The organism is Rhodoferax sp. UBA5149 (genome assembly GCF_002413825.1).
Taxonomy (GTDB): domain Bacteria; phylum Pseudomonadota; class Gammaproteobacteria; order Burkholderiales; family Burkholderiaceae_C; genus Rhodoferax.
Map to the genome: position 1 here is coordinate 1 of NZ_DHXT01000121.1, position 15,912 is coordinate 15,912.

Here is a 15,912-nt window from a genome sequence, read left to right on the forward strand (position 1 = left end):
GAGTCGGTTAACCCCCCTCATTTGAGTGCTGTACGGCCTGCTTCGGCCCGTGCTGCTTTGCGCCTCGCATGGGTCTTGCCATTTTGTTTGGCACCACTCCTGGCATCAGCCCAGCCAGCGCCGCTAGTCACTCCGCGTGACCTTCGGCCGGAAACACCCGCTAAACCTCCTGCGATATTGCCGCAACCCGCCCCTGCGGAAGTCCCCCCCAATGCGGAGGAACTTTTTGTGCGTATCGGAGAAATCTCAGTTAAAGACGGTTTTCCTGAGTTCACCACCGGCACTGAGGCGCTGTTGTCACCGGTTCGAGCCCAACGGGTCTCCGTCGCTAATCTCTACAAGCTGGCTGAATCCATCGAAATGCTTTATCGCGAAGCGGGCTTTGCTTTGGTGCGTGTTCTTTTGCCGCCGCAGTCTCTCAATGACGGTGACACCCTGCAGCTTGTCGTGCTCGATGGGTTCATTGAACGTATCGATGTCAGCGCTGTAGATGAGCGCTCCCGCAGCCGTGTATTGACAGTTATGCAACGCTTGGTCGGTCAGCACCGTCTGAGCGGCGATGCGCTGGAGCGCGCCCTGACAATTGCGGGGCGAGCACCTGGTTTGGAATTGCGCAGCACCCTGGGGCCAGGCGCCGAGCCCGGCGGCGTCGTGTTGATGCTGGACGGCACATTCACACGCATCAGCGGATCATTTTCCGCAGACGACCGACTCTCGAGCGCATTGGGACCCTGGCAGACCACATTGCAAGTTACCCTGAACGAGCCCATTGGCGTTGGCGTGCAACTCTATGCCAATGTATCAGGCGGGCAGGACTGGGTCAGCGCGTTTCAGAGTGATGCCCGCAGACGTGTCAGTGGTGGTGGCGCCCTCATCCCGATCGGGAGCAATGGCTTATCAATCAACCCGGAATTTACCACCTCGGTCAGCCAGCCGATGCCACAGCCAGGCGTACCCCGATCGCGGAGCAACTTCGAACGCTACACCCTGCGCCTTGTTTACCCGCTGATCCTCAATCGCCAGGAAGAACTGACGTTCACCGGAACGCTGGAGGCCACCAATCAAATCGATACCTTGCCCGAGTTTGAGCTGACGGCAGCCGATGGTTCGAGCTTGGGTGCGTTGGTCCTCGACGAGGACAGACTGCGCGTAGCGCGTGTGGGGGCTGCTTGGAGTAAGTCATTCGATCAATCAAGACGCGTCAACGTCAGCGCCACTCTTTCCAGCGGAATATCTGGTATTGGCGGCCGCACCAAGGCAGATGTAGCGACCAGTGGTATCGCGATGTCGCGCACAGATGCAGATCCGGCCTTTCTCAAGATTGAAGGCAATGTGGCCTACGAGCAGCAACTCCCCATAGGCGTGCAGTCCAAATCATCACTGCGTGTGCAAAAGGCGCTCAAGGGCGTGCTGCCGGGTAGCGAGCTATTCAGCCTTGACGGCGAAGACGCACTGTCAACGTTTAGCTCCGGCTCGATTTCTGATGATGGCGGCTGGATGCTGCGCCAAGAGTTCACGCGGCCCGTGACTTGGCAGACCGGTTCAGGGAATGTGAATCTTGTGCCCTATGTCTTCGGCGCGGCAGGCGAGACCACAAGCCAGCTCGCCACCGGAACAGGCCGCGGACTGAACAAGGCGTTCGGCTTTGGCCTGCGCATGCAGTGGAAAAACGTCAACTTGTCGATGGAGTACGGACGCCACGAGTCCGATCCGTCCGTTTTCAACGACAACCAGTTCTTCGTAAAAGGCCAGGTGCAATTTTGAACCATCATTACCGCATTATCTGGAGCCAGGTATCCAATACCTGGGTTGCCGTTTCCGAGCTTTCCAAGGGTCACTGCAAATCTTCCTCAGCGCGTAAACACGTTGTCAGTGCACTCGCATTATTGGGACTTTCGGCGTTGTCAATGGCATCGTCTGCCCTCGACTTGCCGGCTGGCGCGCAAGTGACTGCAGGTTCGGCCAAGATACAAACACCCGCGAAAGGTGCTTTGCTAGTGAATCAGAGCACGCAGCGGGCCGTGATCAATTGGAGCAACTTCAGCATCGCCCAAGGCAACCGGGTGACCTTTGCCCAGCCCAATGCAAGCGCCGCAACCCTGAATATCGTGACCGGCAATAGCGCCTCCACGATCGCCGGCACGCTCACAGGCAATGGTACGGTCTATCTGATCAATCAGAATGGCATTGCCATTACACCGACAGGTCTGGTGGACACGCGCACTGGCTTCATTGCCTCGACATTACGCATGGATGAGAACGCATTCATGGGTGGCAAGTATCTTTTCAGTGGCAAAGGTGGTTCCGTCCTTAATCGTGGCCAGATCATGACGGGCCCCGGCGGCACGGTGGGACTGCTGGGTAGCACGGTTGCTAACGAAGGACTGATCAGTGCCCCGCTGGGTAAAGTGGCGCTTGGCGCGGGCGAGGCGGCTACGCTGGATCTCAGCGGTGATGGATTTTTGCAGGTGATGTTGCCGACCAGCGCGCTTGCGGCCGATGGACAAGCTCTGGTGTCGAACAGCGGTGTGATTCAGGCCGATGGTGGCATGGTCATGTTGAAAGCCGCCACCGTACGGCAGGCCTTGCGCGAGGCAGTCAATATGCCCGGTGAAATCAGTGCCCGCAGTGTGTCTGGCAAGAATGGTGCCATTGTGCTCGAAGCGGGCCTGGGTGGCACGGTACGCGTCGCGGGCTCGTTGATCGCTGATGGCGACACCGTGGGTGGACGCATCGATGTGACGGGCGCCAACGTGCTTCTTGAAGGCGCATCACTCAGCGCCACCGGCACCGAGCGCGGTGGCCTGGTACGCGTAGGGGGCGCCTTTCAAGGTGGGCGAGAGCAGCCAGCCGACTCCGCGAATGCCGCGCTTTTTGCCGGCCGCTTTGGAGGTACACCCGCCCTCGCCAACGCCACAACGACCCGTATTGATGCCGCCAGCAACATCAATGTTTCTGCCACCGGTGTGGCTGGAACCGGCGGCACCGCCATTGTCTGGAGCGACAGCACCACGGTGATGCAAGGCGCCATCTCGGCGCGTGGCGCGTTAGCAGGCGGCGCAGTAGAGGTATCCGCCAAGTCAACCGTGCAATCGGTTGCGCTCAAGCGCATTGACCTGGGCAAGGGCGGCAACCTCTTGATAGACCCGCAAGACATCGTGATCGACTCATCCGGGACGGATACTGCCGCGGACTACAACTACGCGACGCCGGGCACCATCACCCATCTGTTGGATACCGATGTCACTGCCTTGCTCAGTGCCGGTACCACGGTCAACCTGCAGGCCAGCCAGGACATCAGCTGGCTGGGTAACGCCTATGTGACACGAACATCCACAACACCAGGCGGGAATCTGAATCTGTCTGCCGGGCGCTCGGTGACGCTCAGCGGCATATTCAACACAGCTGATGGCAACTGGAATATCGTCGCCAACGACACGGCTGCGCATGGCGTGGTGGATGCCGAACGCGGTGCTGGCGCCGCTCTCATTGACGTACGCAACGCCAATTTCATCAATAGCAACGGCAACCTGTCGCTAACCTTAGCCGACGGCGCGGGTAATACGAACCGCGAAGTTGATCGCATCACCCTCGGCAAGTTCAATGGCAACGGCCTGACGGCGGCAATCTCATCAACAGCCATGCCAGCCTATGGCACTACGCAGATACTGCTGACTGACGACATCAATGTCAGCGGCACCATCAGCCTGACTGGCAATCTGCAGGTCTCGTCGATGAGTTCCATGCTGTCGTTGAGTGGGCAAAGCGTGACCTGGACCGATGAAAAAGCCGGTGGCACCATCCGTGGCGAAGGTGCGATCAAGTTCATTGAAAACGGTCTGACTACGCACCTGGGGAAGCTGTCCGACATGGATGCTGTGCGGCTTGAACTCGATAGCCAGCCGGGCCTGACGCGGGTGTATGGCGACAGCGACCCCGGCATGACCGACTTGACTGTGCCCTTGTTGCGTGTCGCCGCGCATTCCAGCAGCACCTCGGCGGCCGATCCCTTGGGCGACATTTTAGGTGCCGGTTCGTTGGCACTCAGCGGGCCTGGTGTGTTGGCATCGGCAGGCAATAACAACTTGTCACTGTCAGCCACCAGTAGCGCGGCCTTGGCCAGCGGGCTAAATGGCAGCTATTTTGTTGACCTTAGCGCAACATCTATTCCGCTCACGATTACCCAACGCAGGCTGACGTCTACCATATCGAACGGTGCTTACACCTACGGATCGCCTGATGCTGTGGCCAGCCTGAACGGCCTGGTCAATGGCGATATGCTGACTCCGCTAGCCACGCTCAATGGAGCAGCTAACGTCACCATGGACAACAACGGCCTGGGCTTTGGGTTCGATCCAAAGGTTCATGCGGGCGCATCAAGCTTCAGCTTGACCGGCCTGTCCGGTGTCAAGGCCAGCAATTACCTTTGGGATTTAAGCGGAAGCACTGTTAGTGGTACGTTGAACATCGCGCCTAAGGCGCTCAACTACGTTGCAACTGACGGCTGGCACGTCTACGGCTCGGCTGGCACGATGCCTACAGCTACTCTTAGCGGCATCATTGCTGGCGATGATGTTGCACCCGTGGTGTCGCTCATCGCCGCAGGCCAGGCGGTCAGCTTGACGACCAGAATGCCAGCATCGACCTACGCCGCGGACGTGCTCAACTTTACAGGCGCAGCAGCAGGCAACTACACCATTGCGACAACGGGCAACACTTCGGGCCGCTATGTTGTTAACCCAAAGTGGGTCACGGTTAGTTTTGACCCAGCCGGCATCAGCAGCACGTATGGAACGCTGGACCAGACCATCCTGTCCCAAGGCGTCACCTTGACCGGGGTGCTTGCGGGGGATACCGTCACGCCTAATGTTGACGGTGTTGTGAGTAACAGTCTGAACTACCGATCACCCGTTGGAAATTACGCAACGGTCGTCACAGGTTTGGGTGGAGCCAGCGGCAGCAATTACGCCTTAACTAACAACGACGGCAGTGGCATGCTGACCATCAACAAAAAGCTGATTTCCTACTTTGGAGGAGATATCAGCCAGGTTTATGGGCAGGCCACATTGCCATCACCATGGTTCCTCGGGGTACTCAGTGCGGACCTCCTCGGTGTCACCGCGTCCCAGGTCATTTCCTACCCGTCATCCTATGCGCCAAGCGGCAGCGGCAATCTGCCGGTTGGCAGCTACCAGGTCGATCTCGGCGCCATCACAGGCACCAGCGCGGGCAACTACAGTCTAGATCGCTCTGCGAGCACTCCGCAGCGTGTCACGGTCACGCCCAAACCCGTTGGCGTGGCTTACATGAACTCGCTTTTCAGCACGTATGGCACCCAGGCAGACATGTCTTTAGCCAATCCCTCGCTCAGCGGCATTCAGCCTGGAGACATCGTCGCTGGACAAACGTATGCCTACGACCAATTGAGAGGCGGTAACGTTGATGCGAAAACCCCCGTTGGCACCTACAACGTGGCACTGAACGCATTGAGCGGGGTAGATTCAGCCAATTACATGGTGGCAAATAATCGTCAAAGCGTATCCTCGCTCACGATCAATCCCAAAAACGTGACCGTGCAGTTCACCAACCCAAGTAGCACGTACGTCTATGGCGACACAGTGGACTTTGGTGGAACCATTGACGGTTTGGTTGCCGGCGACATCGTAAGCCCGGTGCTGAAAAATATAAATACCGACGGTTCACCTGCTACAGACACCTACCTGAACGTCGGAAGTTACAACAGGATAGCCACCGCACTGGATGGTCCTAATGCATGGAACTATCGAGTAATCAATAGTCGGGCGAATTTCAACATTACCCCTCGCCCACTCGCCTACAGCATCGCGCCGATAACCAAGACTTATGGCGAGCCTATGCAGGATTGGTATGAATGGGTTTCATTCAGCAACTTGGTGGGGCAGGACAAGGTAAGGGCAAAAATCGGATACCAGTACGGTTATCTCCCTGGCACGAGCGGTTACTTCCCGGGTGATACCGTCATGACTGATCGAAGTCCGGCTGGCGACTATACCTCCGTGGTAACAGGCCTGATCGGTTCCGCTGCTTCAAACTACATGCTGCCACCGCTTGGATTCAACCGACAAATTAATAAAGGCTTGCTGACTATCCTGCCCAAGCCTGTTATATCTAGAATTGATAATGTGAATTCAGTTTACGGAATCGCTGCTGTGCTTGGCTTGGGCCGTTTGGATGGTGTGTTGGCCGGGGACAGTGTGAACGCTGGTCCGACAACACTGGCTGAAGGCACCCAGCCGAAGCACCTGACCAATGCGGGAATTTATTACCTGCGCACAGAGGGTATATGGGGTGCCCAATCAGGAAACTATGAGGTTATACGAAGTGAAGGTCAGCTTACTATTCAACCCAGAGTTTTAACGAGAAGTTTTAGTTTCACTTGGAATAATCGTAGTATTTATTCTGGTGGCACCTATGGAGATTATTACCGTCCTACAGGTGTAATGAGCGACAGTGAGGCAGTTACGTATGGAATAAACGGCGTCATGCAATTGCAAGGAATGCTTGCGGGTGACGACGTTAAAGAAAGCGTAGCCGCTCCTTATCACATGCCCTTTTCAAAATCGGGCGCTTATCTGCCGGGAACCTATACATGGAATCGTAGCGGCGTGCTGACGGGAGTGAATGCATCGAATTACGTGATATCCCCGGACATCGTGGTTCCTTATACGTTCACCATCGCACCGAAAAAAATTTCTGGTGGTGTCGCAGTGACCAGCGGGGTGAATGAACTTTTTACTGCTGTCTACGGGACTCCGATGGGTTTGAAGGCCCTTGGTGACGCCGGCGTGGTGACAACGCCCTTTGGGAAGGATGATGCGGTTTTTCGACCGTATATAAAAGATGCTAACAACAATAGAGCCCCATTTATTTGGGAGCGCCAGGCTGCTGGTAATTACACATTGGTGACGAGTTTCTTTGGAGCGGATGTTGCAAACTACGTTCTACCCGAAAATGCGTACGAACGCAGCTTTGAAATTACTCGTAAACCGATCAGTCTCAGCATCGCTGGCAACGGTTTGGTTAATTATGGATCGAACGTTTTACCTTGGGTGTATTCAGGCCTGCTGCCTGGTGACACAGTGCAGGCAGTTTCTTTTATATGCAGCCAATTCAAGTGCGGCACTGCGGCTGATGCCAGAAATTATCTTCCGTTCCGCACACCCGTGGGCTACTATTATGCAACTCTTACAGATTTGGTCGGGCAGAGTGCAGCCAATTACCAATGGACGAATGCTGTTGATCCTGGAAATCGAAATTATTCTTTCGCCATCCAGCCCTTGCAACTGAGATGGAGCCAGGATGCAGGTAACCTGTCCATTACCTACGGCGACAAGTTACCTGCAATTAATAAGTACTCGTTGTCGGGGATATTGCCAGGCGATGACGTCATCATCGGCGAACCCATCGCGACACCGATCAGCGTTGCCGTTGGTGGGTCGGGTGTCAGGCGCGGGACAGACACGATACCGGATGCTGGTACCTATACTTACACAGGCGTTGCAGCGGCTGGAAGCAACTACCTTCTACCCGTAGATGGCAAGCTGACAGTCGCCCCTAAACCACTCGCCTACGCCGTTACCGATGTTTCGGGTCAGTATGGCAACTACAAGGCCTGCAACACCAACACCTGCGACCCATGGCTTCCGGGTATTGACCTTGGTCAGATCATTGTTCCTGGTGCTTTGGTGGGCGACCGACTCAGTGGAACGATCGGTTTGCTGGATTTAAAGGGCGAAGAAGTCTCGCTCAACGACCAAACGCCCGTAGGCAATTATTTTCAAGTCTTGACGGGCCTGACAGGGGCCTCTGCACCCAACTACGTGGTGGCGTCTTCGGGCAACGTGCCCGGCGTGTTGAACATCAAACCCATGTGGCTCAGTTACGCGACCAGCAGTGCCGTGTTCGTGGGTAGCTCTGGTTTTGGCTTGGTTGGCACGCCCGGTGTTGCCACCTTGCGCGGCCCGAACGGAACCCCCATCAATGGTGATGACGTGAAGGGCAATGTCGCCATGGTGGCGGCCAATGGCCGTTTTGTGAGTGACGCTGCCGTCGAGTTTCAAAACCTGTCTTCCTCGCGCTTTACATTTCCCGTTGTGGGGCTTGCGGGAAAAGACGCTGGAAATTACCGAATATTGCCTAATGACCATTTATCAGAAGCAAGCTATGGAAAAAACGACATCGGAACGCTCGATGTCTATGCCGACACCACCCTGAACCGGTCTACGGGGGCCTATAAACCCCCAGGTGCCGCGACGGCCAATGAACGGCTGATACCTGCACTGCCAGCTTATGCGCCCAATCCAATCACCACCGCGATAAACACTGTTCCTGCCCTGAGCGGCAGCCAACAAGCCACTGCGACCACCACCACTGGAACACAAACCAGTGTGGGTGAAGCCGAACTTTCTGCCAACGCAACAGCGAGCGCTTTGGCATTGGCCCAGTATGGAATAACGGACGTCAAATTGGTTGCCTCGGCTAACGCTGGCGTAGAGGTCAAGATGGATTTTGGCCCGGGCTATGCCAGTGCTCAAGCATTGACCCAAGCGCTTGTCTCAGCCAAGTTGAATCCAACAGGGTTGACAGTTTTGGCCAATGCGGGCGCGTCAGCGCAGGCGGGGGTTGGTTACGGTACATCGACCGATGCTGGCAAAGTCGCCCTCGCTACAACAGTAACGGCGAGTGCGGGCGCCTCCGGAACGGCCAAGGCGGGCTACAACGACGGGAAAGTTGCAGGCACGACAAGCGGCTCCGTAGGTGTAGGCGTCTCGGTGAGCGGGACAGCAGGCCTTTCTGGTGACGCCGGAAGTCTGCAGTCAACGGCATCGGTGACATCGCCCGGATCGCTGGGTGGCTCAGGTGGCGGAAGTGTTGGATATTCAGACGGTAGATTGCGCGTCAGTCTGGAGTTTGGGGCAGATATTGGGATAGGTGGGTTTAAATTGAAGTTGGATGGCGATATCGAACCGGGGGCTGTGGCTGACTTTGTTAAAGGGGATCTTAAAGATGCAGCAAGTGCCGTTGGAGGCGCTGTGAAATGCGTATTCACGAGTTGTTCATCTGCCCCCCCTCCAGCCCCACCTTCCGAATCGGACAAATATTATTCCAGAATCAGGCTTATCGATTCACTTACACCTGCAGCCAAATATGCCTATCTCGTGAGCAACGACGAATGGGATAGAGGAGTTACAAACGGTGGCTTTCAAGGGGAAATAGCAAAAGTTAATGAATACAAGGCGTTTCGTCAGGAATTCGGACTAATGGTTGGTTACGCAAACCATCTGAAAGCCGTACGAGAAAATATGCAAAGAAACTTTCTTGATCTGCTAAGTTCCGACCCTAGTCAAGCCATTGCGCTTTCGCATGCAGGATTTCTTGATCCAAGCGTGGATCAAAGTAAAAGTAAATTACTGATGAATTACGGGGGGCTTGGGTTTGATTCAAATTATGCATATTATGCATCTCAAGTAAAAGCGCAAGCTGTACGCTGGAATGTCGGAATTGTCATGGAGGATGGTCGTATGACATTTCGGGATGCCAAAAAATGATCGCGATAATGTGATCCATTGCTTTTTCCATGGCGAGCGGCGTGGCGGGTGTATTCAATCAACAACGTTAAAGAGATGTTATTTTTAAAATGAAATTGTCAATAATTTCAGCAGTAACCTTGCTGTTGATTCAATCAGGCGTGAGCGCTCAAGCTCAAACCATGGACAGTCAAAGTGCATCAGCGGCTGCAGCAGCCTCGGTCCAGACGCCCAGCTTTCGGGTGGAAGGGTATGGACGATTGCGATTCGGCATGGATGCCGAGCAGATCAGATCACTGTTGAGGTTGGATTTTCCTCAGGCTAATCCCGTGCTGATCGACAGAATCGATGCCATTTCACGCAGTCGCGTGCTGACGCTCGAACTGCCTGCACTTGACCCAGGCCCTGGCGCTGCCACGATAAGTTGTGTATTTGGTGCGACAAGCCAGCGCCTGATTGCGGTGAACGTGATTTGGCTTGCTGCCGGCAAGGCCAGCCAGACGCAAGAGACGTTATTGATCAATGCCTCAGCCAAGCTGGCTAAAACTTATGCAGCGCAACCATGGCCTCTTTTCAACACCACCTATGGCACGGTGGTGGCCCCTGGCACGTCTGTGGTGTTTACGGGGCACGATGATGCGGGTGGGGCTGTAGAGATAAAGCTACAGGGGGTCACGACACCTTTTGGCTCGTCTTTGGGGCCTTCAAGCCTGCGTTTGACGTTAGTGGCCAACTCCACTCGGCCTGATATTTACCGCCTGGCTGCGGATTCGTTTTAATTTACTGGAGTGATCATGAAGTTTTTGAATCGTTTTCTATTGGCTCCATGTCTGGCCTTGGCAGCAGTGGTTGCCATTGCTCAGCCCGTAGCTGACGCCCATCGTGTTGTCGGTTTTCGCAGTGCACACTTTGGCATGGATGAAGCACAAGTTCGATCGGCCATTGCGCAGGACTTCAAACCCGTGTCCGACAGCATGAGCATGCTCAAAAACCCAGCCGAAAACACCCAAGTATTGGTGCTGCGCGTGGCTGAGCTAGAGCCCGGACCAGGTCCCGTCAGCATCAGCTACATCTTCGGCGCTAAATCTAAGCGACTGATGCATGTCAATGTCGTTTGGAAAACCGATGGAACACCGTCGGATGAGGCGCGAAACAAGATCGCTGCAGCAGGCATGCAGCTCGCCAACTATTTCCGAGATTTATCTTGGAAGCCTGGTGCCAGCGCCTCGGGTTTGCCTAATGGCGGCAATGGCCTTGTTTTGTTTGTCGGCTTCGATCCCACTAACGCTGGCGTCGAGGTGCGCGTGAGTGGCGTCGCGACTTATGGTGCAGAAAGTGTCGCTTCTAAGCCAGAAGGCGCGGCACAATTGGTTTTGTCATATGTTGCAGATATTAAAAATCCGGATATTGCTGTCATCAAACCAAGTGCTTTCTAGCGCTATTTCGTAATCCGTCTGCGGTGTTCTCAATGGTGGATGTCGATGGTGGTGAACGTGGACAAGCCAGACATTGCGCTTTTGCCGCATTAACGTTCAAGCAGCTAAAACCGCTTGACTTAGCCCGCTATAGCAGCGCAAGTCAATAGATAAAACTGAGCGGCGGATATATCCAATGACATCCATCTGGAATTTACTCTGCTCAATAAAGGCATTAGATGCACTGTTTGGAGCACCCTGCTTTGGTCGATTCTTGACGGACCGTGTGCAGATTGGCTATTTTTAAAAAACGGTCTGCATAACTTGTACTTTGACGGTGCTGAATGGCTGCTATAGAGTCGCCTGATTCTGCGATCCAAGGGCTGCAATGGGCACCAAGCGGGTCGCCACGACCGGCGGCTGACCGGCCCCCAAAATAGCGCAATTGGCTTACCAGGAAGCTGACCGTGGCGAACGTCTCTTGACGCTGCACAACTGTCACTCAATCCGTGTGCTATCAATTTCGGCATCCGTGTTTTTGACAGCGCGATCAAAGTAACCTCTTGTGAGCCAACAGCGCAGTAAAACCCGTCTACGCTTGCGGCCTGGCCGCCTGCAATAGGTCGCGGGTCCGGGTCGCCTCGCGGCGCGCAGCCCGCGCGAAGTCTTCAGCGGAGGACGCGTAAAGAATGGCGCGCGACGAGTTGACGATGATGGGCGCCACCGTTTCCCCCGCAACCCCGCGCCAGCCGGCCCTGACCGTGGCCACGGCGTCGCCACCTTGCGCGCCCACACCCGGAATCAGCAGTGGCAGGGTCGGCGCCACGGCCCGCACCCGTTCAATCTCTGCCGGATAGGTGGCGCCCACCACCAGCCCGAGCTGGCCATTGAGGTTCCACGGGCCTTGCGCGAGGCGTGCGATGTGCTCGTACAGCAGCGGCGCGCCGTCCACGCTGGAGAGCCGCTGGTTCTGCAAGTCGTCGCCGCCCGGATTGGAGGTGCGGCACAGCAAAAATGCGCCCTTGCCGTGATATTTCAGGTAAGGCTGTACCGAATCAAAGCCCATGAAGGGCGACAGCGTCACCGCATCGGCACCATAGCGCTCGAAGGCTTCTATCGCGTACTGCTCGGCCGTGCTGCCGATGTCGCCGCGCTTGGCGTCCAGAATGATGGGCACCTGCGGCGCGGCGCGGCGCATGTGCGCCATCAAGCGCTCCAGCTGGTCTTCGGCGCGGTGCGCGGCAAAGTAGGCGATTTGCGGCTTGAAGGCGATCACCAGATCGGCCGTGGCGTCCACCACGGCGGCGCAGAAATCGTAGATCTTGTTGGCGTCGCCTTTGAGCTTGCCAGGAAACTTGGTAGGCTCGGGGTCCAGCCCCACGCACAACATGGAGTCGTTGTGGCGTTCGGCGGTGCGCAGCATGTCGAGGAATGTCATGCCCGTATTGTAGGAAACACCAACGCATCGAACTGAAAACCAACCATGAATGATTCACGCCTGTCCGGGCGCGACCTGGCCGCCGCCCTTGGCGTGATCGTGATTTGGGGGCTGAACTTCGTCGCCATGAAGTTCGCGCTGCACGACTTCACGCCGTTCCAGCTCGGTGCGGCGCGCTATACGCTGGCCGTGCTGCCGCTGGTTTTTTTCGTCCGGGCGCCCCAACTGCACTGGAAGTGGGTCGTGCTGTACGGCCTGTTTCAGGGCGTCGGACAGTTCGGTTTTCTGTTTTCGGCGCTCAAGGTCGGCATGACCGCCGCGCTGGCCTCGGTGCTGATGCAGACCCAGGTGTTCTTCACCGCGCTCTTCAGTTTTGTGTTGCTGCGCGAGCGCATGAGCCGCCCACTGATCGGCGGGCTGCTGCTGGCGTCCGTCGGCCTGCTCTGCTTCACCCTGAATTTCCTGACGGGTGACCCCGACGCGCTGGGCGTCACCACCGTCTGGGGCTTCCTCCTGAGCCTGTGCTCGGCGGCCATGTGGTCGGCCTCCAACATCGTGGCGCGCAAGGCGCAGCAGGCCAGCCCGCACTTTGAACCGCTGCAGTTTCTGGTGTGGAGCAGCCTGGTGCCGGTGGCGCCGTTTGCGCTTTTGAGCCTGCTGTTTGACCCGGTGGCCGCCACGCCCGAGATGGCCTGGCGCAGTGCCGCCAAATGGGCCAGCGTGCCCTGGACCTCGTGGCTGGCCGTGGCCTACCTGGGCTGGATCGCCACCATCTGGGCCTATGCGATGTGGACCGGCCTGCTCAAGCGCCACCCCGCCAACCGGGTGGCGCCGTTCAGCCTGGGCGTGCCGGTGGTCGGGCTCACGGCCGGCATGCTGGCACTGGGCGAGACCATCACGCCCTGGCAGTGGGCCGGCATCGCGCTGGTGGTGGCGGCGCTGGCCTGCGTCATGTTTGGCGACAAACTTCTGAGCAAAATAGCCCGATAGCCCTCGTCCCTTATACGCAAGCAGCTATCGAATTAATAGCAATTCGGGTTTCACCGAGTGGCCGTGGGCCGGGGCCACGGCGTCAGCGCTAAGCCCCTCTTAAGACTGTGCGGCGAAGATGGGCCACTCTTTTGCCCTGCACCGCCCTAAACTCGGCCAACCACCCTTCGCGCGACGCGCGCACATTTATTATGAAATTCACCGACCTGGCCGACGACGCCGAAGACACCGAGCACACGCCGGCCGAGCGTGCAGCCGCCGCGTCGCGCAGTACCTGGGTCAGCGTCGGCGTCAACCTGGTCCTGACCATCACCCAGATCGTGGTCGGCGTTGTGGCCAAGTCGCAAGGCCTGATCGCCGACGGCATCCATTCGCTGTCCGACCTGGTGGCCGACTTTGTCGTGTTGTTCGCCGGCCACCACAGCAAGAAGGACGCCGACGTCGACCACCCCTACGGCCACCAGCGCTTCGAGACGGCCGCCTCGCTGGTGCTGGGCACGCTGCTGCTGGCCGTTGGCCTGGGCATGCTGTGGTCTGCCATTCGCAAGCTCGAAGCGCCTGAAACAGTGCAAACGGTCCACGTCATCGCGCTCTGGGTGGCCGGCGCGGCGCTGGTTGCCAAGGAGCTGCTGTTTCGCTACATGCTGTCGGTGGCCAAGCGCGTCAAGTCGAGCATGCTGGTGGCCAATGCCTGGCATGCGCGCTCGGACGCGGCCTCATCGCTGGTGGTGGGTATCGGCATCATCGGCAACCTGGCGGGCTACCCGATTCTGGACCCGATCGCCGCCCTCATCGTCGGCGTCATGGTGACCAAAATGGGCTGGGGATTCGCCTGGGACGCGCTGCACGACCTGATGGACCGCGCGGTGGACGAGCAGGAGGTGGACGCGATTCGCCGCACGCTGATCGAGACACCCGGCATCAGCGGCGTGCACGACGTGCGCACGCGCAAGATGGGCGACATGATCGTGGTCGACGCGCACATCGAAGTCGACGCCGCCATCAGCGTCGAGGCCGGTCATGACATTGCCGTGCTGGCGCGCCAGCGGGTGCTGCAGCGCCATCGCGTGCTGAACCTGATGACGCATGTGGACCCCTGGCGCCGGCCCGATCTGGACCATGCGCCGCCCGTGGCCCCCGCCAAGTCGTAAAAGTCTTAGAGATCGAGCACCAGCATCGGCGTCTTGGACCGCGAACAGCAGGGCAGGAACTGGTCGTTCGCGGCCTGTTCCTCGGGCGTGAGATAGCTGTCCTTGTGATCCGGCACACCTTCGAGCACGCGCGTCAGGCAAGTGCCGCAGACGCCCTGCTCGCAGGACATCATGATCTCAATCCCGGCCGCAGCCAGCGCCTGGGTGACCGTCATGTCCTTGGGCACCGTGATGAGGCGGCCCGAACTGGCCAGCTTGATCTCGAAGCTGACGTCACTGTCTGACTGGGCCACTTCGGCGGCAAAAAATTCATAGTGCAGCTGGCTCTCCGGCCAGCCCTGGGCGCGGGCCGTGTTCAGCACCGCCTCCATGAAGCCCTTGGGGCCGCAGACATACAGATGCGCCCCGGCTTGCGGCGCCGCCAGCAGCGCGGCGAGGTCGAGCTTCTGCGCAGTGGCGCCGTCGTCAAAATGGAACTGCACTTGGGGCGCATAGGCGGACGAGGCGATGCGCTGGTAAAAAGCCGTGCGCTCGCGCGAGCGCGTGCTGTAGTGCATCTCGAACTCGGCCCCGGTGATGGCCAGCCGCTCGGCCATGCACAGGATGGGCGTGACACCGATGCCGCCGGCCAGCAGCAGGCTGCGTTGGGCATCGTGCGCTAATCCGAAATGGTTCTTTGGCGCGCTGATCTGCAGCAGCTGCCCCTCTTGCACCTGCTCGTGCATCGCCTGCGAGCCGCCGCGCGAGGCCGGGTCGCGCAGCACGCCGATCAGGTAGCGGTGCGTTTCCTTCGGGTCATTGCACAGCGAATACCGGCGCGACAGCCCCCCCGGCAACTGCACGTCCACATGCGAGCCGGCGGAGAAGGCCGGCAGCGGCCCGCCGTTCACATCCACCAGCTCTAAGGTGCAGATGTCGGCCGCTTCCAGCGCCTTGCGCGCGACGCGGACCGATAGAGTGGAGGTGCTGCTCATGGCCAGTCCTCAGGCGTCGGCCGGGGCACCTGCAGCCGTCTGCTCCTCGGCCAGGAGGCGGTTCAGGATCTTGCGCGACTGCACGCCACCGGCATCGATGTTGAGCATGAGCAGGGCGCGCTCGGGGTAGGCCAGCAGGTTCTTCTGCTGCAGCTCCAGCATCTGCAGGTCTTCGCTGAAGATCTTGCCCTGGCCTTCGCGGATGGTGGCGGTGAGCGCCTTGTCTTTCGGGTTGAACTTGCGCGCCATGCCCCAGAAATAGTGGATCGAGGTCTCGGTCTCGGGCGTGATGAAGTCCACCACCACGCTGTAGGCCTTGTGCTCGGGCGGCGCGTCGTAGCCGCCCTTGCCGGCATGCGCGACACCGACTTCGATCAT

General features: G+C 58.0%; 8 protein-coding genes and 1 pseudogene. 6 read left to right on the forward strand and 3 right to left on the reverse strand.

What is annotated here, in order from left to right; genetic code table 11:
- Positions 1–228: 228 nt before the first annotated feature.
- The 4 genes from B3V69_RS10865 to B3V69_RS10880 all read left to right on the forward strand — a co-directional run bounded on the left by B3V69_RS10865 (position 229) and on the right by B3V69_RS10880 (position 11,002).
- Positions 229–1,764, forward strand: a complete 1,536-nt coding sequence (locus B3V69_RS10865) for a ShlB/FhaC/HecB family hemolysin secretion/activation protein (protein WP_296446460.1) — start codon at positions 229–231, stop codon at positions 1,762–1,764.
- Positions 1,761–9,587, forward strand: coding sequence for a filamentous hemagglutinin N-terminal domain-containing protein (locus B3V69_RS10870; protein ID WP_296446462.1), 7,827 nt, complete (start codon positions 1,761–1,763; stop codon positions 9,585–9,587). The genes B3V69_RS10865 and B3V69_RS10870 overlap by 4 nt, the downstream gene beginning before the upstream one ends.
- An 89-nt stretch (positions 9,588–9,676) precedes the next feature.
- Positions 9,677–10,345 (forward strand): hypothetical protein, encoded by a 669-nt coding sequence (locus tag B3V69_RS10875; protein WP_296446464.1) that lies wholly within the window; start codon positions 9,677–9,679, stop codon positions 10,343–10,345.
- 15 nt (positions 10,346–10,360) lie between these two features.
- Entirely contained in the window at positions 10,361–11,002 is a 642-nt protein-coding gene (locus B3V69_RS10880; RefSeq protein WP_296446466.1) for a hypothetical protein, read from the forward strand.
- A gap of 571 nt (positions 11,003–11,573) precedes the next feature.
- Here the strand turns inward: B3V69_RS10880 and pyrF are convergent.
- Positions 11,574–12,419: an orotidine-5'-phosphate decarboxylase gene (pyrF, locus tag B3V69_RS10885; RefSeq protein ID WP_296446468.1), complete on the reverse strand. Its 846-nt coding sequence runs from the start codon at positions 12,417–12,419 to the stop codon at positions 11,574–11,576.
- Between the two features lie 45 nt (positions 12,420–12,464).
- On the opposite strand from pyrF, the gene B3V69_RS10890 reads away from it, so the two are divergent.
- Complete coding sequence (locus tag B3V69_RS10890; protein WP_296446469.1) at positions 12,465–13,409, forward strand: EamA family transporter; 945 nt, start codon at positions 12,465–12,467, stop codon at positions 13,407–13,409.
- Positions 13,410–13,600: 191 nt separating this feature from the next.
- Entirely contained in the window at positions 13,601–14,560 is a 960-nt protein-coding gene (locus tag B3V69_RS10895) for a cation diffusion facilitator family transporter (protein WP_296446470.1), read from the forward strand.
- Positions 14,561–14,565: 5 nt separating this feature from the next.
- Here B3V69_RS10895 and B3V69_RS10900 read toward each other — a convergent pair whose 3' ends face one another.
- Together B3V69_RS10900 and B3V69_RS10905 are read right to left on the reverse strand one after the other, a co-directional pair.
- Positions 14,566–15,534 (reverse strand): PDR/VanB family oxidoreductase, encoded by a 969-nt coding sequence (locus B3V69_RS10900; protein WP_296446471.1) that lies wholly within the window; start codon positions 15,532–15,534, stop codon positions 14,566–14,568.
- Positions 15,535–15,543: 9 nt separating this feature from the next.
- Positions 15,544–15,912 (reverse strand): annotated as a pseudogene (locus B3V69_RS10905) (aromatic ring-hydroxylating dioxygenase subunit alpha); the annotation flags it as partial.